Below are 23,740 nucleotides of genomic sequence, written 5' to 3'. Positions count from 1 at the left end.
TTTATATGGTTATTATATAATAGTTGACTTAAAAAGTAAATAAATGAGTTGGAAAGAATTTAGATCATACCCAACAATAAAATTAAAAGAGTCAACCTCAATATAATTTATATTATTTTGATTTTTGTCGCTTCTCATAAGAAAAAGGCACTCCGAAGAGTGCCTAATCCTCCATGAAAATTATATTTAATTTTCTTATTTTTAATAATTCTTGAATATAATTTTTAAGCCCTATAAATAGATTTTTAAATCAAATGAAAGTTTTTTAAAAAAATTTTAAAAGAACTAAATATATCATTTCAAAATTAAAATAGACTATACTTCTTCTCCACATTTTTTTAAAAGTTCATTCCATCTTCTGTCCACCTCTTTTTGCATCTCTTCTATAAGGTGCTTATTTTCAGGTTTAAAAAGATGTTTAAACCTTCCTTGAGATTTTAAAAATTCTTCAATGGGAAGCTTTTCCTTAGGTCTGTATGAAAGTTTCCATTCTCCGTTGATAACCTCAAAACAAGGCCAATAGCATGTATCTACGGCTGCTTTGCAGATTTCCATTAATTTTGACTCATCATACCTCCATCCTCTAGGACATGGTGCCATTACATTCAGATAGGCCGCTCCCTTTGTATAGATTGCTTTTTCTGCCTTTTCATGCATATCTTTCATATTCCCCATAAAAGTAGTCTGAGCAGCATAAGGAATATTGTGAGCAGCCATTATTGCAGCCATATCTTTTCTTGGCTGAATTTTACCGGAACTTTCCGTTCCTACTGGAGTTGTTGTGGTATCTGCATACTTAGGTGTAGCAGACGACCTCTGTATCCCTGTATTCATATAGGCACCGTTGTCATAACACACATACACCATGTCATGATTTCTTTCCATTGCTCCAGAAAGTGACTGGAATCCTATATCATAAGTTCCACCATCTCCACCAAACGCAATAAATTTATAGGTTTCATCTAATTTCCCCTTCCTTCTAAGGGCATTATAGGCTCCTTCCACTCCACTCATTGTTGCTCCTGCATTTTCAAAGGCTGTATGAATAAAGGAATCCTTCCATGCTGTATACGGATAAAGAAACGTTGAAACTTCTAAACAACTTGTTGCACTAACAATAGTCGCCTTATCTTCTGGTTTTAACGCTCTAAGCATAGTTCTTACTGCTATAGGCGCTCCGCACCCGGCACACATTCTGTGCCCCCCTGAAAGTCTTTCAGGTTTATTCATCTGTTCTTTTAAATTATATGCCATTTCTCTCCTCCTATCCTCTTACACCAAGGTATCTGTATATGTCATCTATAGATGTTCCTTTTATGTCTTCGATTTCATCATACACCTGTTTCGCCGAATCAACAGTGAAATCTCTTCCACCTAGACCATAGATGTAGTTTACAACACTTGGCTTTTCAGATAGATCATACATTGCCGATCTTACTTCAGCAAAAATAGGTCCCCCCGCTGAAGAAAACCCTTCACTTTTATCCATAACGGCAATAGCCTTAAGATGCTTCAGAGCCTCTGCCAGTTCCTCCATCGGGAATGGTCTGAATACCCTTATCTTGATAAGTCCTACTTTTTTACCCTCTTTTCTAAGCTCATCCACTGCTACCTTTGCAGTTCCAGCAGATGAGTTGATTATAACCATTGCATATTCTGCATCTTCCATTCTGTATTCTTCAAAAAGTCCGTACTCTCTTCCTGAAACTTTTTTAAATTCTTCAGCCACTGAAAGAATAACTTTCTTAGCTTTTTTCATAGACTCTGCCTGAAGTCTTTTATGTTCCATATAAAAAGTTGCCGTATCATAAGGACCATGAGAAATAGGATACCCTGGATTTAAGAGACTATCTTCTGGAGCGTATTCTCCTACAAAATCCCTTACTTCTTTATCTTCTAGAAGTTCTATGTTTTCAACAGCATGACTTGTTATAAATCCGTCCTGGCACACCATTGCAGGCAACATAACATCTTTGTGCTCTGCAATTCTTACTGCTTGAATATAGTTATCATAAGCTTCTTGATTTGTTTCGCTATATATTTGAATCCACCCTGTGTCTCTAGCTCCCATAGAGTCACTGTGATCTGCATTTATATTAATTGGCCCGGTAAGAGCTCTGTTTACGCATGCAAGTGTTATTGGTAATTTACAGGAAGCAGCCACATGGAGCATCTCCCACATAAGGGCAAGACCGGCTGATGAAGTTGCTGATGTAGTTCTTGCTCCTGCTGCCTGAGCTCCTATCGCTGCTGACATAGCACTGTGTTCTGATTCTACCGGTATAAATTCTGTTTGCACCAATCCATCTGCCACATACTTTGAAAAATACTGTGGAATTTCTGTAGACGGAGTTATTGGAAAGGCAGGTAATACATCAGGATTTATCTGCCTCATTGCTATAGCTATTGATTCGTTTCCTGACATTCTTTCTTTTATTGCCATCTGATTTTACCTCCCTATTCATTTTCCATTTTTATTGCATCAAAAGGACATACCTCGTAACATATTCCGCAACCCTTACAAAAATAATAATTAAAGTCAGCTCTTTTGCCATCCTTTATTGGGATAGACATGTCTGGGCATACAGGTGTACAAAGCAGGCACTGTTTGCATTTACCCTCTATAAAAACTGGTTTTTTCGTTCTCCAATCCCCTGTATTTACAGCTTCAGAAGTTCCACCACCATAGACTATTCCCCCTGGAGTTATGTCCTGCCATTTAATATTTTCGTCAATTACCATACCTTTTTTATTTTTCACAGATCTTCACCTCTCCCATGGAAACTTTCAACGCTTTCATATTTCCTTTTATAACTTCAGGTTTTGAGGCAAACTTATGCTTAAAAGATTCCTCCATAGATCCCAAAAACTCCTCTTCACTCATAATACCACTTACCTTTACAACAGCTCCAAGCATAGGAGTGTTAGGGAAATTCTTTCCGAGAGATTCCTCTGAGATTTTTCTTGCATCACACAAAAATACATTTCCATCATATTTTTTTAGTTTACTTAAAATCTCTTTCTGAGGTATTGACGTATTTATTATAATTGCCCCTTCTTTTTTAAGCCCTTTTGTAACGTCAACTGCGCTTAAAAGAGTGTCATCTACTACAACTACATAATCAGGCTCATAAATATTTGAGTGAACTCTTATTTTTTCGCCACTTATCCTGTTATATGCAGTTATCGGTGCCCCCATCCTCTCAGGACCGTATTCTGGAAATCCCTGTACAAATTTCCCAATTGTAAAGGCTGCATCTGCCAAAAGCAGCGATGCTGTCTTGGCGCCTTGGCCCCCTCTCCCATGCCATCTTATTTCTACCAAATTAGACATTATTCCCCCCTTTGATTCTTTTAAATATATTTTCTGTTCATTGTAATTTTTTGAACATTATTTTCTTTTCATAAAAAACACCCCCTTACAGCAATATATTACCACAATTGGTCTTATACTTTGTGTAAAGAGGTTTAGATTAATTCTAAAGTAGTTCTTTCGAGAATAAAAGGTATTAGATTAGTTAATTATTTAATAGATTTAAGTGCTTGATCTAAATCTTCTATTAAATCTTCAACATCTTCAATTCCTACTGAAATTCGTACTTGACCATCAAAGATATTAACTTTACATCTTTCTTCTAGAGTCATGTCAAAGTGACTCATAGTTGGAGAATGTTGAATCAACGAATCTACATTTCCAAGACTTGTTGCAAGACTAAATACTTTTACTGAATTCATTACAGTTCTACATGAATCAATTCCACCTTTTATATCAACACTCATCATTGCTCCAAAATCTTTCATTTGTTTTTTGGCAGTCTCATGACTTTCATGGGACGGTAAACCTGGATAATATACCTTATCTACCATTGGATGATTATCAAGGAATTCCGCAACCTTCATTGCATTAGAGCAATGTTTTTCCATTCTAACACCCAACGTTTTCATCCCCTGCATAATTGTCCATGCTGCAAATGGATCCAAAACAGATCCAAAACACTGAAGATACGGCATTTTAGCTCTATCAATTAATTCTTTACTTCCTGCAAGAACTCCTGCAGTTACCGTCCCATGTCCACAAAGATATTTGGTTGCACTGTGTACAACCATATCAGCACCTAAAACAATTGGATTTTGTAGATATGGTGATGCAAATGTACTATCCACAACAAGCTTTACTTTTTCATGTTTTTTCGTTACTTTTGAAACAGCTTCTATATCACTTATTTTAAGAGTTGGATTTGCTGGTGTTTCTACATATACCAGTACGGTATTAGGCTTAATTGCTGCTTCTATAGCCTCAGGGTTTGTTGTATCTACAATAGTATATGCGACACCAAGAGATGGTAATATTTTTGTAAATAAGGCAAATGTACATCCATAAATAACATCACCAAAAATAACATGATCTCCGGTCTTTACTAATGACATTACGGCTAGTGTTATGGCTCCTAAACCTGAAGCAGATGCTACGGCGGCTTCTGCTTGTTCTAAATGAGCCACCTTTCTTTCAAATTCATCAACTGTTGGATTTCCAAATCTACTATATACAAATCCTTGATCAATATTCTGATTTAATCTTACAGCTTCGTCAAAATTTGGAAGTACAAATGTAGAAGTTTGATATAATGGACTCACATGAGAACCTGTTACCGGGTCATGTTTTTGTTGTGCATGAAGTAAATCTGTATTAATTTTCATATTTAAACACTCCTTTTAATTTAAAATTATTTATATGTATAAATTATGCTACCTATTGATTATTTTTATTTCTGTATATTAATATATGATCTTCAAAGGCTTTTATACAGCTATCTAAATCCCCTTGTCTTAAATATTCTATTATTGCATAATGCTCTTTTGCAGTATTTTCTAGATTTCCTGCTAATTTTGTATCTATAATCATAGCTAGTTGTAACTGAGTATATAAAGTTGATAAAATCCTTATTCTCCTGTTGCTTCCAGATTTATTCCAAATATATCTATGAAATTCCATGTCTTTTTTATTTAAATTCATGATTTTTGTTGATAATTCACCTTCTTTTTTAGCTAATTCAACCATTTCATCAATAATTTTTATTAGGTTTTGAAAATCCTCTTCTGTTAATTTTTTTTCATTAATTAATATTTCAAAAACGCTAGTCTCTATTAATAACCTTATGTCATAAATTTCTTTTATATCTTCCATCGTAAATTCATTTACATAATTACCTTTTCTTGGTATAAATTTAATTAATTCTTGATTTTGCAATAATTTTATTCCTTCCCTTACTGGTGCTCTACTTATATTTAATTCATTAGCTATTTCCTGTTCTAAAATATGGTGTCCTTTCTTATACTCACCTGTAAAAATTTTTTGTTTAATAAACTCTACAACTTTATCACTGAGATTTTCATGAAAAAATTTACTTTTAATTATCATGTTTCCGCTCCTAATTATAATAATGTAAAATTTCTATTTCAAAATAGATTATTTTTTTAATTATCCTTTAAATACTTTCTAATAAACTTCCATAACCAGATATCTTTTCCTTAACTCCCGCCATGCAAAGACAATGCCAAAATGTAGCCTGAACAGCAGATATAACTGGTTTACCTAAATCTGTTTCTAAATCCTGTAAAATAGGTATGCTTCTAACACCAGTACATAATATAGCCACTGCCTCTGCATCGGTAGTATCTGCATCTTTAGCTAATTTGTAAATAACTTCCAATTTTTGTCTATCAATCTCAGAATCATTTGTTAATCCTAACCCACAAATATTTGTAATCTCAAATCCATATTCTTCTAAAAATATTTTACATCGCATATTTACATCATTAGTGTACGGAGTCGCTAATGCTACTTTTTTTATATTTAGATTTTTTAATGCCGCAACAACGGCTGAAGATGTAGTTAGACAAGGTACTCCCTCTGAAGCTTTCTCCATTTTTTTTATCAATTCCTCATCATACTTGGCCCCACCTATAAAGCTACCACTGGTACATCCTAATGCAACTATATCTACGGGAGCTTTGCATAGCAATTTAGTAGCACGGATAGCCCTGTCACCAACTTTAGTTAACTCATTTTCATTAACATTATCTAATAAAACTCGGGTTGTATATGTAGATACTCCCACTGGAGACATATCATAAAACTCTGGCTCCATAACCCACCCACCACAGGGATAAATAAGTCCTATCTTTAATTTCTCTCCGTATAAAAAATCTTTCATATAATCTTCCTCCGTAAAATTACAGTAAAATAAGTTATTATAATATCTTAATTTTATATTTATCTGTCAGTATTACCGATTCTAAATTAAATGTTTATTTCTCATTTTCAAATTTCTCTACATCCTTAATCAATAAATCTAATATTTTTTTACCTTTTTCTCCTACCTCATTTACATAAACATCTCTAACTGGTATGCTTGCTTCCTTAAAAGAATCCCTTTCTCCATCTGTAAGTTCAACAATTTGTATATCACTTACCTCTTTAATTTTTTCCAGTCTTTCTGTATTTAAATTTTCCTGAACTTCAAAAATATATTTGTTTAGTTCTGGTACTATACTCTCAACCATTCCTTTATCAGAATCCCCTAATTTATCCCAAAAATCAGGATTCACGCAAAAGGTACCAACAAAAGTGTTTTGTTTAGACATCATTAAATATTTTTGCACTTCATAAAATTTCATTTCCTCTATAGCAAAGATAGGATTAACTTGTCCATCAATCATATTTAATTGTAAACTACTGTAAACCTCCATATAAGGTATTGGTGTGGGATTAGCACCGTATGCTTCATATCCTGCCGATATCATAGGAGAAGCCATTGTTCTCATCTTAAACCCTTTAAAATCATCAATACTTGTTAATGATTTGTTTCCTGTCCACATTTGAAATCCTTCTGTAAACCAATCTAACACTTTAATGCCTTTCTTTAAATAAATATTATTAAGTTCATCTTTAGCTGCACCCTCTGTCATTACCTTTTGATTTACATCCATATCATCGGACAAAAGAAACTGTAGTGAAAACACTTGATTTTCTGGAATTATTGTTGCCACTGCACCAGGATTATTGATAGCAAAGTCTACACCTCCATCTTGAAGGAGCTCAACTTGGGTAACACCGTCTCCTAATTGACCCACTGGATAGACCTCTACTTTAATTTTTCCGGCTGATTTTTCTTCAATAAGCTCTTTAAATTTATTCGCATAAACATCTTGTACGCTACCAACTACTTCTTCATGTGTTATTCTCCAAGTAACTGGCTTACCTGAAGAAGCTTCATTATTTGCAGAACCACCATCACTGCACCCAAAAAGTGAAAGAGTTAATATCACAATTAACATAAGCAAAGATATTTTTTTTATCATTATTTACTCCCCCTTGTATTATCTCGTATAGCACCCCTGCCAAACGGATTTATTTATTTTATATTGCTAATGATTTAACTAGGAAAAAACTAAATCTCTGAAAAACAGAGCAATTCCTGGAAAAAATATCATTATAATAGAAATTACCACTAATATAAATATATATGGCGGTGTTTTTCTTATTACTTCCAGGTATGGTTTCTCAAACACCGCACAGGCTGTAAAAATATCGCACCCAAATGGTGGTGTTGCTGAACCTATTGCTGACTGCAATGTGATAAGTATACCTAAATGTATAGGATCAATACCTGCAGCCATAGCTAGCGGATAAAAGATCGGTGTTAAGATGATAATTACTACAATCGGATCTACAAACATACAACCAACGAAATAAAATATAGTTACTGTTAATAAAATTCTTAATGGTGATGGACTTCCTCCCAAGAGCACAGAAGTCATCATTTGAGGAATCTTCGCATAAGAAATTAACCATGAGAATGCTTGTCCTCCACCTACTAGAATAAAAACAGCTGCAGTAACTAAACCAGTGGATAAAGCAATATTATATAATTCTTTTATCTTTATAGCTTTGTATACCACAACTTCCAAAATTACTGCGTATAACACAGAGGCTGCTGCAGCTTCAGTTGGGCTGAAAATACCTGAATAAATTCCCCCAATAATTATTACTGGAAATCCCAAAGGTAATAATGCTTTTTTAGTTGCTCTCATCTTTTCTTTAATACTTGCTTTGGGGGTTCTTGGAATATTATTCTTTCTGGCAAAAATATAACTATAGATCGAAAAACAAACTAAAAGAACTAGTCCAGGTCCAATCCCTGCTATAAACAATTCCCCTACTGAAGCTCCTGTAACCACAGCGTACATGATCATTCCTATACTTGGTGGAATCAGTAATGCAATATCACTGGCATTAATTATTAAGGCCATAGCATCACTATCATCGTAACCCATTTTCAATAATTTCTGGCGCATAGGTTTTCCAATTGCTACTACTGTTGCTTGAGTTGAACCTGAAATTGCCCCAAACAATGTGCAAGCAGTTGCAGTGGTAATTGCCATGCCCCCATGTATATGGCCAACAAATTTTTCGACAAAATCTAGTAATCTATTTGCTGTTTTACCAGCACACATAATATCTGCTGCAAATATAAACATCGGTACTGCTAAAAGAACGAAAGGTTGAACTCCGGCTACTAGTTGTTGTATTAACAGTGTCGCATTAATATTTGGAAAATATATTAGTGTAACTGCTAAGGGTGACACAATCATAGACATTAACATTGGGAAACCCAATAATAATAAAACTATCATAATTCCAATCAGTGTTACTATCATCTTACTCTCCTCCTTTATTAGGATTAGCGAATAAATTTGCTTAAATTGTATACTTAATAACCACTTATAAGCTCTTCATCACCTATTTTTTTCTCCGTTCCTATATAAACGTCTTTTTCTTTTATATTTAATATGAAATTTATTAAGTATTGAATTCCTGTCAAGAAAAACCCAAATACAACTACAGAAGTTATTTTATACATTGGAAGTCTCATTGAAGGAGTCACTCTTCCTATAGAGTATATTTTCATTGTGTACAATAAAGATAAATAACTTAAGTAAAACATTGTAATAGAAGTGACTAAAGACATAATCAATATTAATATCTTCTGATTTTTTTGAGACAACATGTCAAAGAAAGCTGACATTCTGATATGTCTTCCCACTCTTGCCGCATGACTAGTTCCTACAAAGGTAATTGATATTACAAGTATTTGTCCCACTTCCTCAGCCCATGTCCAACTTTTATTAAACAAAGTTCTACTAATAACATTTCCAATTAAGGTTATAGCCATAAAAATAATTCCATAACTTAATATTACTTCTTCAATTTTACGGGTAAAATCATCTACCTTTTTAATCAAATTCATATTATAGCTCCTTTCTAATGGCTAAATTTTATACTAACTATTCCTAGCATTACTTGTTTATTCTTTAACAAATAACTTACGAGGAAAATTAGCTAAAGTTTCACATCCATTTTCTGTAACAACTAGCGCTTCACTAATTGATACTCCAAAATCATCAAAGTACATACCTGGTATACAGTGTAGCGTCATATTAGGTTTTAAAATAGTTTTATCTCCTGGTCTTAAACTTATTGTATGCTCACCCCAATCAGGTGGATAGTTAAGTCCCATAGAATATCCTATACGAGATTCTTTTTCTATACCATACTTACCTATAGTCTTTCTCCAAGCTAATTCTACCTCTTCGCAGGTTACGCCTGGTTTAATAACGTCCAATGCTGCATTTAATCCTTCAATTGTAATTTTAGCAATTTCTTCTACTTTGGGACTTGGTTTTCCTAAAGAAACAGTTCTCGCCATTGGGGAATGATATCTTTGGTGACAGCCTGCCAATTCCACTGCAACTACTGTATTATCAGTATATCTACTTTCATCCCATGTTAAATGAGGAGCTCCGGCGGTTTCTCCACAAGGCATAAGGGGTACAATACTTGTATAATCTCCGCCAAATTCTTGAGTACCACTAACTTGAGCATGAAGTATGTCTGCAGCTACATCGCATTTTCTAGCTCCAGGTTCTAATGAATCAATAGCCGTTTGCATTGCTTTTTCAACAATCTTAGCAGCTCTTCTTTGCAATTCAATTTCCTTATCCGATTTTATTACTCTTACCCAATTTACAACTAAATCACCATCCACAAAACGAGCATCAGGTAGTCCTTGTACTAGATGTTTATACGCTGAAGCTGTAAAATAATAATTATCCATTTCAACTCCAATAGATTTTTTATCAAGATTCAATTCTTTAACTACATCACAAACGTAATCCATTGGATGCTTTATTAAACTTTGAACATAATAATCTGGGTAAGCTCTAACATGATTTTCATCTAACCAAGTAGTTTTTACCACCCCACAGAAAGCATCCATGTATCTTCCGATAAAAATTGGCATTTCATCATCTAATGTAACTAATAGAATTTGGTGTACATAAAATGACCAAGCATTATGACCAGAAAGATAACAAATATTTGCTGGATCCGTAATTAAAAGGACTTCTATTCCTTTATGATTCATACTTTCTTTTACTTTTTTCATTCTTTCCAAATATTCTTTTTTCTCAAATGGCATCATTGTAATACCCCCCCTTATATTTTATAATAATTTTTTTATCTTTTTAAAAACGCAATTACATTTCTAACATGTAGTTCTACCCCTACAGCCAATGCATCTTCGTCTATATCAAACCTTGGATGATGATGAGGATAATGAGCTTCCTTTGCTTTATTACCAGCTCCTACAAAAATCAAAGTACTTGGTACTTCACTAGAGAATTCCGAAAAATCTTCTCCTGCCATACAAATATACGAAACGATTTTTCCACCATTTCTATTTACTATCATACTGGATTCATCCATGGCAATATTAGTCAATTTATCATTATTTATTACTGCATAACTGCTTGGCATTATCTGTAATTCATACTCTGTTCTGTACAAATTACAAACATTTCTCACAATCCTTTCAAATCTAATTCTTGGTTTTTCTTCACTATTGTCCTTACCTTCATATAAATATCTAATAGTACCTTCTAATTCAACTGTTTCAGGAATAATATTAGATGCTGTTCCTCCATTAATTTTTCCAAATATTATAGATGTAGGAGAAAGTACATCTATTTCTCTTGTTTGAATGCTTTGAACGGATTGAATAACATTTGCTGCCGCAATCATTGGGTCAATTGAAATATGTGGTGATGAAGTATGTCCCCCCTTCCCTTTGATGGTAACCTTGAAATTATCATGGGCAGCCATTACAGGTCCAGGTGTAACTCCTATATTTTTATATTCTATTGGAGTCCATAGATGAATTGCAAAAGCAGCATCTACATGTGGATTTTCAAGTACACCTTCGTCTATCATGGCTCTTGCTCCTGCTTCTTCTTCATTTGGTTGAAAAAGAAATTTTATATTTCCGTTTATCTCATCTTTATACTTCACTAAGATTTTAGCTGCAATTAAAAGCATTGCTATATGACCGTCATGACCACAGGCGTGCATCTTTCCATCATGGACAGATTTATAAGTGGTATCTACTTCTTCTTGTATAGCTAAAGCGTCCATATCTGCACGAAGTAAGACAGTACGCCCTGGACTTTTACCTTTTAACAATCCTACTACGCCTGTTTTTGCAATTCCTGATTTTACTTCAATGCCTAACTCCTTAAGATAGTTTGTTATTATTTCTGAAGTTCTAAATTCCTGGAATCCCAATTCAGGATGTTTATGGAAATCTCTTCTTAAGTTTATCAATTCTTCTCTTAAATCTTCTATCTCTCTTATTATGTCCACGCACAACCCCTCCTGCTACTGAAAACTTAACCAAGTTTTATTATTTAAGTTTAACAAAAATTGTCTATTGTCTATTGTCGACAATATTTATTTTGAATTAAATAACCATTTTATATAAAATGGTCTCCTAAATAGAATAATAATTGGTTATCGAATGATTTTCTGTAAAATAATTCAAAATAAAAAAGTCAGACTACTCCCATTTAAAAATCAAATGAAAGTAATATGACTTTATATCTTTGAAGGGTAAAATAAGGCTGACCTTATCTTTTCTTACAAAGATGCCCTTTACTTAGATGAATATTATTCTATTTTTATATTATTTTATAATAATTCATATATCTTTTTAGGGCATGAAAGAGAAGTCTCTTTTTTCTAATAAGATATTATAAAGATTGAACTGTATAATTAATTTATTCTCTTATATCTTAAATTTATAAAATAATTTCAATTCAATTTAAATAACTTTAACACTTATTAACAACGTTTAGCAAATATATATAATAAAGCTAAACCATTCACTAAATATATTAGTCTGGGTGGGGCTTATTTTCTTTTGACTATATGCGTATCTTAAAAAATTGAGTAATCAAAAAAATCTCTCTATAAAATAGAAGAATTTATGATATTTTAACCAAGATCTAATTACAAAAGGGCACTCATAAGAGTGCTTGATATTATATCCAATTTTTTAAATCCCGTAATTATTAATTTTAATCCAGACCTTTAAAAATATTCTAAAGATATTTTATTTTTTCAAATTTTTATTTATATAGTCCACTCCCCAAAAGTGCATGTTATCAATTACTTCAATAAAAGATTTTCCCTCATCTGTTAAATAATATTCAACTTTTGGAGGCACTTGATTATAAGAATGTCTAACAATTATTCCCGTAGCTTCCAACTCTTTTAGCTGACTACTTAAATAAGCTTGAGTTACTTTAGGTATAGATTTTTTTATGTGTGAAAATCTTAAGGCACCATCTTTTAATAGGAAAATAATTAAAATTTTCCATTTGCCCCTTATTAATCTCTGGGTTAAACAAACAGAACACAACTTACTTCTTAACTCTTCAATGACCTTACATTCCTTACATTCTTGCATTAATTGTTCCAATTGGTTTCGCTCCTTCCTTAGCTTTAAGTATGTTTTACATACTAAGTATTAAAAATGTTTGTACTTGTTTTTTGGATATCTTAAGCTTATAATGAAATTATTCAAAAGTCAACGAATAAAAAAATAAAGTTTAAAAGGAGAGCTATCAATGAAAATGCCGGAAAATGTTATGAATTTATTAAATGACAGGGAAGCTTCAAAAGTTTTAACAACTGTTGATTCGCAGGGAATCCCACACTCAATTGTAGTAGGAAGTATTATGGCTCCAGCAGGAGATCTGTTATGTGCTGCTGAAGTTTTAATGAAAAAAACTGCTAAAAACCTTGAAACAAATAAAAATATTGCTGTTTTAGCAGTAAAGGGAACTGAATCTTACCTGGTAAATGCAACTGTTATCGAAAGACAAATAAGCGGTAATTTATTTGATACAGTAGCAGAGGAGCTGAAAAAATTAGGCTTGCCTACTCAGGCAGTGTGGACTTTCAATCCGACAGCTATTTACGACCAAAGTGCTGGACCTAATGCAGGAACAAAAATTTCTTAAATGAATTTAATATAAAAAAGGGGGAGTATTAAAATGGGGAAAATAATTGGTTTTTCTGGAAGTCCAGTAAAAAATAGTAACACCGATAGATTATTAAAACAAGTGTTAGAAAATAGTGGTCAAGAATATGAGTTTATTAAATTAAGTCACTACAATATAAAACCATGTATCGCATGTAAGGGCTGTGTAGAAGATAATACTTGCGTTGTGAAAGATGACTTTTTAGAAATTGCTGAAAAAGTTAGAAACTCTGATTCGATAGTAATTGCAAGCTATACTCCTTATGGAATCATCGATGGTTTTACAAAGGCGCTTTTAGAAAGATTTTTCTCTCTTCATCATAATGGTGGTCATTTATCTGGAAAATTTTTAGTTTCAATAGTTTCTTCTATTGATATAGATGCTCAAAAGACAGCTCATAGAGCATTAGTTGTAGAATCTATCATTGAAAATATGAAACATGTAGAAGCTCTTGATATCACAGGTTCATTACCTTGTAATACTTGCGGAAGAGGGGATATTTGTGAAACAAGTGCTGTAAAAGCTCTTCATGGAGAAGAAGCCACTGCTGGATCACACAACTGTATTAATGTTGAAAATCAAGATGTTTGGAAAAAAGGTAAAGAAGTCGGTGTAAAATTAGGTAAGTTAATTAATAGAGAGGATGAATATGTTCCAAGTGAACTTACCAAAGAGGTAATCGCCCGAATGCAAGATATTGGTCGTAAATAAATCTAAATATAATTTTCTCTAGTTATTTAATTTTTCTGTTTCAACCAAGGTCTAAGTGCAGACATTACACTTAGACCTTGGTTATTTCTAAAGAATTCTAAAAACTATAGTATTTTATTTTTTATGAAAATCATATTTTTTACAAAAGGACAACTTGAACTTAAATTAAGGTGAAAATATAAAAAAATTAGTTTCAGTAAATCAAAATTTATTATACTTTGTCTAGTATTATTTTTTTATTAGTTAAGTCAATTTTAGAGATCATTATACCGACTAATAATATAATAATACCTACTACATTTATAGTAAAAAGGTATTCTTCCAAGAAAAAATGACCTATAATAGCAGCTGTTGGAAGTTCCACAAGAGTAACTATCCCAGCTTTTGTAGGTGTTGTGTATTTAATTGCTTTAGAATAAAAATTGAAAGAAAGAATTGTCGGAACTATCCCTAATATAATTGAAAAACATATCATATTAAAACTCAAGGCCTGTAAAATCATTTTTGTATCTATAATTGGAAAGATACAAATAGATCCTACCAAAAAACTATACATAATTATACCTGTTAAATTACATTCTTTAGGAATATTCTTACTTAATATTGGAAAAAAACCATATGCTAATGCTGATATAAGTCCAACAAAAATTCCAGCTCCGTTGGCTTTTAATACAGAAAAATCTCCCGATGTTATCATAAGAAATGCTCCATAAAATGCTAAAAATAAAGCTAAGCCCTTAAATAAAGTTATTTTTTCATTAAAAAATATCATCGATAATATTGCTGTAAAAAGCGGCCCTAGACATACCATCATTATTGCAACTGTTGTTGACGTCATTGATATACACTTAAACACTGCTAAACTCATTGTTACCTGAGTTATAATTCCAATTAAAAGAGTGTGTTTTACACCTTCCCTTCTTATCTTTATTTTATTTACATCCGCTATCAAATAAAAAATAAACATAGATAAAAATGCAAAAAACAACCTTAAAAAAGCCACTTCAAAAGATCCCACTCCCGTTTGCCCTAAATAATTCGAAATAATTCCCAATGTACCCCATGCAACTCCTGCTAGAAATGCAAGACCATATCCTTTTTTTTCCATCCTAATCCCCCTATAATATTCTATAAAATTTAATTATACATTATCATTATTAAAATTATTTCTAACTGTATTATACCATATTTTCAATCAACTTAGAGCATTACACTCTTTAGAGTCCTATTTTTTTAATATGATCTGGATAGGCTACAATAAGTTGGACAGTTTTCTTAAAGTCATATTGAAATCATAACATTTAAACCTTGGTTAAAATGTAAAAAAGCACTATCAAGAGTGCTTTTACCATTCCGGGAACTATATTTCGTATTGTTATTTTTCATATTAAATTATAACCAAAATTTGAGTGTAATTTTTTTAGTATTCAAGTATGTTTTTGAGGTTTTAAAATACCCTTTTTAATATATAACCATTTAACTACTGAATGTCTTGTTAATTTTTTACTGAACAACAGCATCTTTTTGGAGAAATTATTATTTGTTCTTTTTTAATTCTTTTATAGCTTTATCTACTTCATTTTTTTCTTCTCCTATCTTTTTAGCTATTTCACCAGATCTTAGTGGATCAGAGTCTTTCAATAATTTTATAATCTTTTCTTTTATATTCATTTTCAATCCTACATATTCTTTAATAGCCGTCTTGTAAAATTAAAAAGTTTGTTTAGCAACATCAATATTTACAACTAAAATAGCCCTTGCCCAGTCAAATTTTTCTTTCATAAAATCAAAGTATTCTCCTGATTTTATAATTTCACCAGTCCCTTCTACTATTACACCTGTTCCTTGACCTCTGTATCCATCCACGTTACGATTACAAATTGAAAGTCTCAATTTATTATTTTTCAATAAATTCTTCTCAGTTTTAATGAAACCAGCTGCTGGAATCAATAATTTATTTTCTTCAACTACTTGTATATAACTATTCCATGTATTGACTAAATGTGGTCCATTTTCCCCTTCAGAAACAATTGTTACAGCACTATCTACCTCATGGGATAAGATTTCTAATAATTTTTCATTCAACATTTTTTTCCTCCTTGTAATTCAGTACAATATTATAGATAACATATATCTACAATATCTATAATTAGAATATAACACTCTTTTTATTCCTTGTCAATTATTTTTAATATTTTATATAACGTATCTATATGTTATAATATGGGTCAAAAACAAATATTAAATGAACTAGGCTTTAAAAAATCATTTTATATAAGGAGGATAATGTTGCAGTTTAGTATTGGAGTAGAATATGGATTGCACTGTTTATTATATCTAGTTGATCACCCAGAAGGAAAGGCTATTTCCGTTAAGGAATTATCTACTTTTCAAGGAATTTCAGAAACATATCTTTCTAAAGTATTCACTAAACTTAAAAAATCTGGAATTGTAAGATCTACCCCTGGAGTTAAAGGTGGATATGAACTTGCACGAGATTCTAAGGATATTAGTTTTTGGGATGTGATTGAAGCAATAGAAGGCAATTCTAATCTTTTTCAATGTGCTGGAATCCTAAAAAGCACAGTTATAAACACTGAAGAAGAAGTTGAAAAATATTCAGGAGATTGCCCGTGTATAATAAAAAATGTTATGTTAGATGCAGAAGAACAAATGAGAATATATCTAAGAGAGAAATCTTTATACTGGCTAAATGAAAAAGTTAAAGAAGAAGTTTCTGAAACAAGAATAGAGGCTACAAAAAAATGGTTCACTCCAAATTAATAGATTCATTTAAGATTTCCCAATTTAAATTATATTCCTAACTATTAACTAGGACGTCCATTTTGGGCGCCCTTTTTTGTTTTAATAACATAATATATTTCAGCCAAGGTCTAATTGTAATAATATCTAGATTTTAAACATAAAAAAAAGCACTCCGAAAAGTGCCTAATCTTTGGGTATTATATTTATTTTTATTATTTCTTGAATTACAAAAATAAGCTCGAGCTGAAGTCCCATTAATAAAAAAAAGAAACTACATATAATTTTTGAAGCCCTCAAACAGACTTCTTTAGTAGTGGTTGATCTTCGGATTCTTTAAAATCTAAAATCCTTATAGATTAACTAAATCAATACCAGCCTGGAATGCCTTTTTATTTAGCTCTTTTACATGGGCCGGAACTCTTCCAAGGATAGCCTCTTCTAGAACATCTCTGTCTACAATATTTGTAGCTGCCTGTATGGCACCTAGAGATACAATGTTTGCAACTATTGAGTTTCCTACTTTTTCCTTAGCTGTTTCAAGAATAGGAAGTTTTACTACATTTAAACCTTCTGGAGTCTTAACACTTGAATCGATTACTATGATACAATTTTCTTTGTTTCCACTTGAATATGTATCAAAAGATTTCTGAGTCAGTGAAAGAAATATATCAGAATGATTTACCTTCGGGTAAAGAATCTCAGTATCGCTTATGATTACCTCTGACTTACTGGCTCCTCCTCTTGCCTCAGGACCGTAAGATTGTGACTGAACAGCTACTTTACCCTGATGTAAGGCAGCTTCTGCAAGGATGATACCTGCCAAAATAAGACCCTGTCCACCTGAACCGCTTAATCTGATTTCCTTTGCCATTTCTTACACCCCTCTTACTTTATCTATGATTTTTTGATATTCTTCTGTGTATTCAGGTCTCTGCTCATTTTTGAATTCTCCGATAACAAGCTTTCCTTCTACTTTTTCCTTTGGAAGTTTTGCAACAGCAGCCACAGGAACAGTGTTGTCTCTCATATACTTAAGCATAGCTGCAGGATTTCCCTTGAATCCTTTGTTTTTTCTTCCGTAACTTGTAGGACAAGTACTTACAGCCTCTACAAGAGAGAATCCTTTGTGGTTGATGGCATTTTCAAATAATTTTACAAGAGCATCAAAGTGATATGCAGTACCTCTTGCAACATAACTAGCTCCGGCACCGTCTACAAGCTTTACTATATCAAAGTTCGGATCGATATTTCCAGTTGGAGTCGTAGTAGCATAATCACCAACAGGAGTAGTAGGAGAGAATTGACCTCCTGTCATTCCGTAGATGTTGTTGTTAAAAATAATTGCTGCGATGTCGATGTTTCTTCTTGCAGCATGGATTAAGTGGTTACCTCCGATTGCAGTGAAGTCACCGTCTCCTCCTAGTGCGATTACTTTCATACCAGGTTTTGCCATCTTTATCCCTGTAGCAAATGCAAGAGATCTTCCGTGAGTAGTATGTAAAGTGTTGAAATCTAAATATCCAGGAGCTCTAGATGAACATCCTATTCCAGATACTACACATACGTCGTCTTTATTTAGACCTATATTTTCTATGGCGTTAACCAGTGCGTGCATTACTATACCGTGAGCACATCCAGGACACCAGATGTGAGGTAATTTATCTTCTCTATAATAGCTTTTATTTTTACAAGTATCCATTATTACATTACCTCCCCAAATTTTTCAACTATTTCAGCAGGGCTTATGAACTCTCCGTTACCTTTACCCATTAATTTTACAGGACAGCTTCCGTTGGCAATACGCTCAACCTCAAGTACCATCTGTCCAAGGTTCATCTCAGCCACAAGAATTCCTTTTGATTTTTGAGCTAATTCTCTGATTCTATCCTCAGGGAAAGGCCAGATTGTAATGGCTCTGAATAGTCCTGCTTTTATACCTTTTTCTCTAAGGTCCATAACCGCCTGCTTTGAAGATCTGGCTGTACTTCCATAAGAGAATATAACATATTCAGCATCTTCCATCATGTACTCTTCATACTGAATAATGTCATCTTTATTTTTTTCAACTTTATCCATTAATCTTGTCATTAACTTATCTGCTACTTTTGTACTGTTTGTAGGGAAACCTGTCTCGTCATGCACAAGACCTGTGATATGGTATCTGTGTCCCTCTCCAAATGAAGACATTTTAGGAACAAGTTCGTCTCCTGAAACTCCGTAAGGAAGATAAGAAGCATCGTCTTTTGCAGGCTTCGCTCTGTCTACTATTTCCTCAATAAGAGTCGTGTCTAAAACCACTTTTTCTCTCATATGTCCAACAACCTCATCTAGCATGAAAAGAACAGGCATTCTATATTTTTCAGCAAGGTTGAAGGCTCTAGCTGTAAGAGAATAGCACTCTTGCACTGTAGATGGTGAAAGAGCAATTACAGGATGGTCACCGTGAGTTCCCCATTTAGCCTGCATCATATCTCCTTGAGATGGTGATGTAGGAAGACCTGTACTTGGCCCGTTTCTCTGAACGTTTACTACAACTAAAGGAATCTCGGCGATTACTGCATATCCTAGGTTTTCCATTTTAAGTGAGAATCCAGGTCCGCTTGTTGCAGTCATAGACTTTGATCCTGCAATTGATCCACCGATTGCAGCAGCTATACCGGCAATCTCATCTTCCATCTGAATAAATTTTCCTTCAACTTTAGGAAGCATTTCAGCAGATTTTTCCATAACTTCAGTTGACGGTGTGATAGGATACCCTGCAAAAAATTTCATTCCAGCAGCGATTGCACCTTCAACACACGCTTCGTTTCCTTGCATAAACTTAATTTTGCTCATTATCCATTCCTCCTAATACCGATAGCATAATCAGGACATAGTTTACCACACATATTACACTGTATGCATGCACTGATATTTTTAACATTGACTTTTCCATCTTTCATGTCCAAAATATCCTTTGGACAGAATTCAACACAGATTTCACAGCCCTTACACAACCCTTTTTTTACAACAAGTACTTTTTCTTCCACGCTGGCCTCCTTATATAAACACCAATTTAAAAGGGGGTTCCAAATGGTCCCCCTATGGATTTAACATTTAATTTACGTGTATCTTTAGAAAAATCCCCCGTAAAATAGGAGTCTTTCTTATTTAAAATTATTCCTTCAATCTATTTTTTTCCACTATATTCAAAAATTGCGCTTCCTGTCATTAGCATGTGAGTTTCCATTGTTTTTTTTGCTTCCTCTATATTTTTATTTTTCATTTCAGATACTATATTTTTATGTTCTTTTAGTGTATGTAAATTTCTTTCAGGTATCGTTAGAGCTTGAATCCCAAAATAACGTATAATATCATTAAAATTTTTCAACAAATCGATTAAAACATTATTTTTACTAAAACTATATATTTTATCATGAAATTCTCTATCTAATTTCATAAATTCGGTTGGATTGTAATCTATTAAAGATTTTTCTTGTCTATATATTATCTCATCTATCTCTTCAATACCTTGATTATTCATATATAAAATAGCATCTTCAATTGCTAATAATTCTAAAGCTGTTCTTACTTTCAAAGTATTAAGAACATAACCTTCTTCAAATGTCCTAACGACTGTTCCTTTATATATTTCATTGACTACCCAGCCATCGTGACTTAATAACTGTAAAGCCTCTCTAACAGGAGTTCTGCTAATTCCCATTGTTTTTGATAACTTTCTTTCGTTTAAAACTTCTCCCTGAGAATATACCCCAGTTATTATATCTTCCTTAATTTTTTCATAAAGTTTGTATTTATAAGCCAATTGCTTTTCTATCATTTTAATATACCTCAATTCTAAAATTTTTATATTGATTCAGCTGACCTAACCTCTTTTCTTCAATACATTATATCACTTTTGAAGAAAAGAGGTAATATAACCAAGAGAATTTACTTATTAAATATCTACTGTTTCACAACCTATCCCAAGAAGTTTGGCAACATCAGTACAATTTCTGGTATATATGTCACTATCATTAAAACAGTGAGAAGCACAACTAACATAGGCATTAAATCTTTGAATTGTTCTTTGAGGGATACTTTTGCAACAGATCCTGATACGAATAAGCATACACCTAAGGGAGGAGTGCACATTCCAATTGTTAGGTTAACTGCCATAATCAAACCGAAGTGTATTAAGTCTATACCAAAGCTTTTAGCTAAAGGCAAAAATAATGGTGTAAATATTACAACAGCACTAGTTGTATCTATAAATGTTCCAGCAATAAGTAAGATAACATTAATAACCAATAGAAGAACATATTTATTACCAATGGCAGCACTTAAATATGCCCCTACCTCTTGTGGAATATTATTTACCGTAATCACCCAAGTAAATAACGAGGCAAAAGCCACAACTACTAGCACCTGTCCAGTTGACTTTGCACAATCTCTTAATGCTTCCCATAAATCTGACAAGGTTAACTCCCTATATACAAACATCCCCACACCAAGGGCATAAAAAACAGCTATCGTTCCAGATTCAGTCGGCGTGAACAAACCACTCATGATACCCCCAATTATGATAATTGGCATCAACAACGCTAGAAGTGCATCTTTTGCTGCTTTAAAAACTTCATTAGAGGGAGCCTTGGTTTCTCTACCTATGTATCCTCTATTTTTACCTACAACGTAGCTATATCCCATCAGCCCCGCTCCCATTAGTAGCCCTGGTAAAAATCCACCTAAAAACAATTTTGCTACACTCACATTGGCCATAACACCAAAAATAAGAAGTGGTATACTTGGAGGAATTATTGGTCCTATGGAACCACCGCAAGCTACTAAAGGAGTACAAAACTTTTTGTCATAGCCCTTCTCAACCATCAACGGAATCATAATTCCACCTATAGCAGCCGTTGCAGCTATGGCAGAACCCGTTATAGCCGCAAAGAACATACACGCTAAAATACTTACCATTGCAAGGCCACTTGGAAAATGGCCTAGCAATAGATCTGCAAAATTAACTATTCTTTTTGACATACCACCCTTATACATCAACCCACCTGATAATATGAAGAGTGGAATAGCAGTAAGTGCTATACTGTCAGCTCCTGTAAACATTCTTTGGATAACTACTAATACTGGAAAGTCATTTATCAATATCTGTCCTAATGAAACCATCCCTAAAGAAAACGCTATAGGAAAACCTAATAAGAATACCGTAAATAAAGCTAAAATAATCATATTTGTACCTCTACTTCGTTGCTGATTTTGTTAAAATTTTTTATCTGTTGAAAAATAATTTGTATTTGATAATAAAGCATCAATAAAACACTTGATGGTAATGCTAAGTAATATAGCGACATTGGAATTGGTAAATAAGGTGCCTTTTGAGAAGCACCTGATTGCATAAAGATAAAGCCATAGTAAACTATAAAAATAAAGAATATCGCCAATATGAGATTTATAACAATCTCCATAATTTTTCTAGTTTTGATGCCCACTGATGTTAATAAAATATCGATATTTAGGTGTTCCTTCTCCTTGATGCAGTAGGCACCTCCCCAAAATACCAAATATATAAAACTTAACCTTATTACATCCTGTCCCCAAGCTATAGGATCTTTATATATAAATCTAGTGATTACCTGTATAAAAGTAACTACAGAAAGTATTAATGAACTAAACGCCATAACAAATTTTAAAAATCCACCAATAAAAGAGTCTATTGTTTTCATTTAAATCCCCCCATTTTTTAGTGAAAAAGCTACTAAGAGCATCACCTCACTTTTTGAAATACAACCGTAAAACTTATTTATTTTGCATTACTAACTCAACTAAATCCGGGTCTACTAGCTTTTTAACTTCTTCTTTTGTGTACAGATCTTTAGTTGCTTCTACAAAACTTTTTTTATCGGGGTCTGTTATGACCATCCCACTATCTTCTAGTTGTTTTAGATAAGCTTGTTCTTTATCATCTATCGCCTTACGCTGTCTCGGGATCGAATTTTTAGCCGCTTGATCTATTGCTGATTTTAACTCTTCAGAGAGTCCGTCATAGAAAGATTTATTCATAACCATGCTCACTGCAGCATAAGTATGTCCGTCAAGAGTTAAATATTTTTGAACTTCATTAAATTTAGAAGTAGCTATTGATGCAATAGGATTTTCCTGACCATCAACCATGCCTTGTTGGAGTGCTGTATATAACTCATTAAAAGAAACTGGTACAGCTGAGGCTTTCAGACTTTTCATCAAAGCAAACCAAATTGGAGCCTCCTGAACTCTTATTGATAATCCTTCCATATCTTTTACAGATCTTATTTCTTTCTTATTGTTTGTAAAATGTCTAAAACCAAGTTCACCAAATCCTAAATGCTTGAAACCTTGCTTTTCAAATTTAGGATTCAATTGTTCTGACATAACTCCATCTAGAATCTTAAATGCTTGCTCTTTATTTTCAAATAAATATGGAATAGATAAAACCTGGATATCTGGAACCCAAGCAGGAAGAGCTCCATCTGAAGTTACTACCGTCATCTGAATTGTACCCAATTTTACACCTTCAGCCGCTTCTCTTTCACCGCCTAGTGAACCATTGGAATAAATTGATACCTTTACATCACCATCATAAACTTTTTCAAGTTCTTCTTCAAATAATTTTGCCATTATAGTAGATTGATGTTCTTCGTTTCCAACAGTCGCTATCTTAATTTCTACAGGAGCTTTCCCAGATTTATTCCCCTTTTCTGCATCACTGGTGCTTTTTTCTCCACATCCAACTAACATACCTAATATTACAACTAACATTAAAGCAATGCTCACATTTTTTTTCATA

The 23,740-nt window shown here is 33.0% G+C and carries 27 protein-coding genes; 3 read left to right on the top strand and 24 right to left on the bottom strand.

Annotated features, from left to right (window positions below):
- Nucleotides 1–315: 315 nt before the first annotated feature.
- From ILYOP_RS00590 to ILYOP_RS00530, 13 genes are all read right to left on the bottom strand, one after another.
- On the bottom strand, nucleotides 316–1,254 hold the full coding sequence (locus ILYOP_RS00590; RefSeq protein ID WP_013386567.1) for a thiamine pyrophosphate-dependent enzyme: 939 nt from the start codon (nucleotides 1,252–1,254) through the stop codon (nucleotides 316–318).
- Nucleotides 1,255–1,264: 10 nt separating this feature from the next.
- Nucleotides 1,265–2,443, bottom strand: a complete 1,179-nt coding sequence (gene porA, locus ILYOP_RS00585) for a 2-ketoisovalerate ferredoxin oxidoreductase subunit alpha (protein ID WP_013386566.1) — start codon at nucleotides 2,441–2,443, stop codon at nucleotides 1,265–1,267.
- Nucleotides 2,444–2,457: 14 nt separating this feature from the next.
- Nucleotides 2,458–2,760, bottom strand: coding sequence for a 4Fe-4S binding protein (locus tag ILYOP_RS00580; protein WP_013386565.1), 303 nt, complete (start codon nucleotides 2,758–2,760; stop codon nucleotides 2,458–2,460).
- On the bottom strand, nucleotides 2,750–3,334 hold the full coding sequence (locus ILYOP_RS00575; RefSeq protein WP_013386564.1) for a 2-oxoacid:acceptor oxidoreductase subunit gamma family protein: 585 nt from the start codon (nucleotides 3,332–3,334) through the stop codon (nucleotides 2,750–2,752). Before ILYOP_RS00575 ends, ILYOP_RS00580 begins: the two co-directional genes overlap by 11 nt.
- 188 nt (nucleotides 3,335–3,522) lie before the next feature.
- Nucleotides 3,523–4,698 carry a trans-sulfuration enzyme family protein gene (locus ILYOP_RS00570; protein ID WP_013386563.1) on the bottom strand — a complete coding sequence of 392 codons (1,176 nt, stop codon included), beginning with the start codon at nucleotides 4,696–4,698 and terminating at the stop codon, nucleotides 3,523–3,525.
- A gap of 52 nt (nucleotides 4,699–4,750) precedes the next feature.
- Nucleotides 4,751–5,419, bottom strand: a complete 669-nt coding sequence (locus tag ILYOP_RS00565; protein WP_013386562.1) for a GntR family transcriptional regulator — start codon at nucleotides 5,417–5,419, stop codon at nucleotides 4,751–4,753.
- Between the two features lie 67 nt (nucleotides 5,420–5,486).
- Complete coding sequence (locus tag ILYOP_RS00560; protein WP_013386561.1) at nucleotides 5,487–6,215, bottom strand: maleate cis-trans isomerase family protein; 729 nt, start codon at nucleotides 6,213–6,215, stop codon at nucleotides 5,487–5,489.
- Nucleotides 6,216–6,309: 94 nt separating this feature from the next.
- Nucleotides 6,310–7,362, bottom strand: a complete 1,053-nt coding sequence (locus tag ILYOP_RS00555; protein WP_013386560.1) for a TRAP transporter substrate-binding protein — start codon at nucleotides 7,360–7,362, stop codon at nucleotides 6,310–6,312.
- A 78-nt stretch (nucleotides 7,363–7,440) separates the two neighbouring features.
- Nucleotides 7,441–8,721: a TRAP transporter large permease gene (locus ILYOP_RS00550; RefSeq protein ID WP_013386559.1), complete on the bottom strand. Its 1,281-nt coding sequence runs from the start codon at nucleotides 8,719–8,721 to the stop codon at nucleotides 7,441–7,443.
- A gap of 53 nt (nucleotides 8,722–8,774) precedes the next feature.
- Nucleotides 8,775–9,311 carry a TRAP transporter small permease gene (locus ILYOP_RS00545; RefSeq protein WP_013386558.1) on the bottom strand — a complete coding sequence of 179 codons (537 nt, stop codon included), beginning with the start codon at nucleotides 9,309–9,311 and terminating at the stop codon, nucleotides 8,775–8,777.
- Nucleotides 9,312–9,368: 57 nt separating this feature from the next.
- A complete protein-coding gene (locus ILYOP_RS00540) occupies nucleotides 9,369–10,544 on the bottom strand; it encodes a M24 family metallopeptidase (protein ID WP_013386557.1) in 1,176 nt (391 codons plus the stop codon).
- Nucleotides 10,545–10,579: 35 nt separating this feature from the next.
- Nucleotides 10,580–11,761 (bottom strand): M20 metallopeptidase family protein, encoded by a 1,182-nt coding sequence (locus ILYOP_RS00535; RefSeq protein ID WP_013386556.1) that lies wholly within the window; start codon nucleotides 11,759–11,761, stop codon nucleotides 10,580–10,582.
- 748 nt (nucleotides 11,762–12,509) lie between these two features.
- Nucleotides 12,510–12,866 (bottom strand): winged helix-turn-helix transcriptional regulator, encoded by a 357-nt coding sequence (locus tag ILYOP_RS00530; protein ID WP_041921048.1) that lies wholly within the window; start codon nucleotides 12,864–12,866, stop codon nucleotides 12,510–12,512.
- A gap of 160 nt (nucleotides 12,867–13,026) precedes the next feature.
- Between ILYOP_RS00530 and ILYOP_RS00525 the strand changes: the two genes are divergently transcribed.
- Both ILYOP_RS00525 and ILYOP_RS00520 read left to right on the top strand, forming a co-directional pair.
- Entirely contained in the window at nucleotides 13,027–13,422 is a 396-nt protein-coding gene (locus ILYOP_RS00525) for a pyridoxamine 5'-phosphate oxidase family protein (RefSeq protein WP_013386554.1), read from the top strand.
- A 33-nt stretch (nucleotides 13,423–13,455) separates the two neighbouring features.
- The gene (locus ILYOP_RS00520) at nucleotides 13,456–14,154 is read left to right on the top strand and encodes a flavodoxin family protein (protein WP_013386553.1); all 699 of its coding nucleotides are present in this window, start codon (nucleotides 13,456–13,458) and stop codon (nucleotides 14,152–14,154) included.
- Between the two features lie 211 nt (nucleotides 14,155–14,365).
- On the opposite strand, the gene ILYOP_RS00515 is transcribed toward ILYOP_RS00520, so the two are convergent.
- The 3 genes from ILYOP_RS00515 to ILYOP_RS00505 all read right to left on the bottom strand — a co-directional run bounded on the left by ILYOP_RS00515 (nucleotide 14,366) and on the right by ILYOP_RS00505 (nucleotide 16,242).
- Nucleotides 14,366–15,262 (bottom strand): DMT family transporter, encoded by an 897-nt coding sequence (locus ILYOP_RS00515; protein ID WP_013386552.1) that lies wholly within the window; start codon nucleotides 15,260–15,262, stop codon nucleotides 14,366–14,368.
- 428 nt (nucleotides 15,263–15,690) lie between these two features.
- On the bottom strand, nucleotides 15,691–15,825 hold the full coding sequence (locus ILYOP_RS00510) for a hypothetical protein (RefSeq protein WP_013386551.1): 135 nt from the start codon (nucleotides 15,823–15,825) through the stop codon (nucleotides 15,691–15,693).
- 39 nt (nucleotides 15,826–15,864) lie between these two features.
- Nucleotides 15,865–16,242 carry a pyridoxamine 5'-phosphate oxidase family protein gene (locus ILYOP_RS00505; RefSeq protein ID WP_013386550.1) on the bottom strand — a complete coding sequence of 126 codons (378 nt, stop codon included), beginning with the start codon at nucleotides 16,240–16,242 and terminating at the stop codon, nucleotides 15,865–15,867.
- Nucleotides 16,243–16,440: 198 nt separating this feature from the next.
- Between ILYOP_RS00505 and ILYOP_RS00500 the strand changes: the two genes are divergently transcribed.
- A complete protein-coding gene (locus tag ILYOP_RS00500) occupies nucleotides 16,441–16,938 on the top strand; it encodes an RrF2 family transcriptional regulator (RefSeq protein ID WP_013386549.1) in 498 nt (165 codons plus the stop codon).
- Nucleotides 16,939–17,269: 331 nt separating this feature from the next.
- On the opposite strand, the gene ILYOP_RS00495 is transcribed toward ILYOP_RS00500, so the two are convergent.
- From ILYOP_RS00495 to ILYOP_RS00460, 8 genes are all read right to left on the bottom strand, one after another.
- Nucleotides 17,270–17,791 carry a 2-oxoacid:acceptor oxidoreductase family protein gene (locus ILYOP_RS00495; RefSeq protein ID WP_013386548.1) on the bottom strand — a complete coding sequence of 174 codons (522 nt, stop codon included), beginning with the start codon at nucleotides 17,789–17,791 and terminating at the stop codon, nucleotides 17,270–17,272.
- 3 nt (nucleotides 17,792–17,794) lie between these two features.
- Complete coding sequence (locus tag ILYOP_RS00490; protein WP_013386547.1) at nucleotides 17,795–18,619, bottom strand: 2-oxoacid:ferredoxin oxidoreductase subunit beta; 825 nt, start codon at nucleotides 18,617–18,619, stop codon at nucleotides 17,795–17,797.
- Between the two features lie 2 nt (nucleotides 18,620–18,621).
- Nucleotides 18,622–19,755: a 2-oxoacid:acceptor oxidoreductase subunit alpha gene (locus tag ILYOP_RS00485; protein ID WP_013386546.1), complete on the bottom strand. Its 1,134-nt coding sequence runs from the start codon at nucleotides 19,753–19,755 to the stop codon at nucleotides 18,622–18,624.
- On the bottom strand, nucleotides 19,755–19,949 hold the full coding sequence (locus tag ILYOP_RS00480) for a 4Fe-4S dicluster domain-containing protein (RefSeq protein WP_013386545.1): 195 nt from the start codon (nucleotides 19,947–19,949) through the stop codon (nucleotides 19,755–19,757). The genes ILYOP_RS00485 and ILYOP_RS00480 overlap by 1 nt, the downstream gene beginning before the upstream one ends.
- Nucleotides 19,950–20,089: 140 nt before the next feature.
- The gene (locus tag ILYOP_RS00475) at nucleotides 20,090–20,740 is read right to left on the bottom strand and encodes a GntR family transcriptional regulator (RefSeq protein ID WP_013386544.1); all 651 of its coding nucleotides are present in this window, start codon (nucleotides 20,738–20,740) and stop codon (nucleotides 20,090–20,092) included.
- Nucleotides 20,741–20,880: 140 nt separating this feature from the next.
- Nucleotides 20,881–22,146 (bottom strand): TRAP transporter large permease, encoded by a 1,266-nt coding sequence (locus ILYOP_RS00470; RefSeq protein WP_013386543.1) that lies wholly within the window; start codon nucleotides 22,144–22,146, stop codon nucleotides 20,881–20,883.
- A complete protein-coding gene (locus ILYOP_RS00465) occupies nucleotides 22,143–22,640 on the bottom strand; it encodes a TRAP transporter small permease (protein ID WP_013386542.1) in 498 nt (165 codons plus the stop codon). Before ILYOP_RS00465 ends, ILYOP_RS00470 begins: the two co-directional genes overlap by 4 nt.
- A 73-nt stretch (nucleotides 22,641–22,713) precedes the next feature.
- Complete coding sequence (locus ILYOP_RS00460) at nucleotides 22,714–23,739, bottom strand: TRAP transporter substrate-binding protein (protein WP_013386541.1); 1,026 nt, start codon at nucleotides 23,737–23,739, stop codon at nucleotides 22,714–22,716.
- Nucleotide 23,740: the final 1 nt, after the last annotated feature.

This window comes from Ilyobacter polytropus DSM 2926 (genome assembly GCF_000165505.1).
GTDB lineage: Bacteria > Fusobacteriota > Fusobacteriia > Fusobacteriales > Fusobacteriaceae > Ilyobacter > Ilyobacter polytropus.
The sequence above is the reverse complement of the archived record's forward strand: the minus strand, read 5'-3'. Positions and strand labels throughout refer to the sequence as shown.

Coding starts and splice junctions, on each gene's coding strand:
- ILYOP_RS00590 (WP_013386567.1), bottom strand. CDS start 1,254: ATGGCATATAATTTAAAAGAACAGATGAATAAACCTGAAAGACTTTCA.
- porA (WP_013386566.1), bottom strand. CDS start 2,443: ATGGCAATAAAAGAAAGAATGTCAGGAAACGAATCAATAGCTATAGCA.
- ILYOP_RS00575 (WP_013386564.1), bottom strand. CDS start 3,334: ATGTCTAATTTGGTAGAAATAAGATGGCATGGGAGAGGGGGCCAAGGC.
- ILYOP_RS00570 (WP_013386563.1), bottom strand. CDS start 4,698: ATGAAAATTAATACAGATTTACTTCATGCACAACAAAAACATGACCCG.
- ILYOP_RS00565 (WP_013386562.1), bottom strand. CDS start 5,419: ATGATAATTAAAAGTAAATTTTTTCATGAAAATCTCAGTGATAAAGTT.
- ILYOP_RS00560 (WP_013386561.1), bottom strand. CDS start 6,215: ATGAAAGATTTTTTATACGGAGAGAAATTAAAGATAGGACTTATTTAT.
- ILYOP_RS00555 (WP_013386560.1), bottom strand. CDS start 7,362: ATGATAAAAAAAATATCTTTGCTTATGTTAATTGTGATATTAACTCTT.
- ILYOP_RS00550 (WP_013386559.1), bottom strand. CDS start 8,721: ATGATAGTAACACTGATTGGAATTATGATAGTTTTATTATTATTGGGT.
- ILYOP_RS00545 (WP_013386558.1), bottom strand. CDS start 9,311: ATGAATTTGATTAAAAAGGTAGATGATTTTACCCGTAAAATTGAAGAA.
- ILYOP_RS00540 (WP_013386557.1), bottom strand. CDS start 10,544: ATGATGCCATTTGAGAAAAAAGAATATTTGGAAAGAATGAAAAAAGTA.
- ILYOP_RS00530 (WP_041921048.1), bottom strand. CDS start 12,866: ATGCAAGAATGTAAGGAATGTAAGGTCATTGAAGAGTTAAGAAGTAAG.
- ILYOP_RS00525 (WP_013386554.1), top strand. CDS start 13,027: ATGAAAATGCCGGAAAATGTTATGAATTTATTAAATGACAGGGAAGCT.
- ILYOP_RS00520 (WP_013386553.1), top strand. CDS start 13,456: ATGGGGAAAATAATTGGTTTTTCTGGAAGTCCAGTAAAAAATAGTAAC.
- ILYOP_RS00515 (WP_013386552.1), bottom strand. CDS start 15,262: ATGGAAAAAAAAGGATATGGTCTTGCATTTCTAGCAGGAGTTGCATGG.
- ILYOP_RS00510 (WP_013386551.1), bottom strand. CDS start 15,825: ATGAATATAAAAGAAAAGATTATAAAATTATTGAAAGACTCTGATCCA.
- ILYOP_RS00505 (WP_013386550.1), bottom strand. CDS start 16,242: ATGTTGAATGAAAAATTATTAGAAATCTTATCCCATGAGGTAGATAGT.
- ILYOP_RS00500 (WP_013386549.1), top strand. CDS start 16,441: ATGTTGCAGTTTAGTATTGGAGTAGAATATGGATTGCACTGTTTATTA.
- ILYOP_RS00495 (WP_013386548.1), bottom strand. CDS start 17,791: ATGGCAAAGGAAATCAGATTAAGCGGTTCAGGTGGACAGGGTCTTATT.
- ILYOP_RS00490 (WP_013386547.1), bottom strand. CDS start 18,619: ATGGATACTTGTAAAAATAAAAGCTATTATAGAGAAGATAAATTACCT.
- ILYOP_RS00485 (WP_013386546.1), bottom strand. CDS start 19,755: ATGAGCAAAATTAAGTTTATGCAAGGAAACGAAGCGTGTGTTGAAGGT.
- ILYOP_RS00475 (WP_013386544.1), bottom strand. CDS start 20,740: ATGATAGAAAAGCAATTGGCTTATAAATACAAACTTTATGAAAAAATT.
- ILYOP_RS00470 (WP_013386543.1), bottom strand. CDS start 22,146: ATGATTATTTTAGCTTTATTTACGGTATTCTTATTAGGTTTTCCTATA.
- ILYOP_RS00465 (WP_013386542.1), bottom strand. CDS start 22,640: ATGAAAACAATAGACTCTTTTATTGGTGGATTTTTAAAATTTGTTATG.
- ILYOP_RS00460 (WP_013386541.1), bottom strand. CDS start 23,739: ATGAAAAAAAATGTGAGCATTGCTTTAATGTTAGTTGTAATATTAGGT.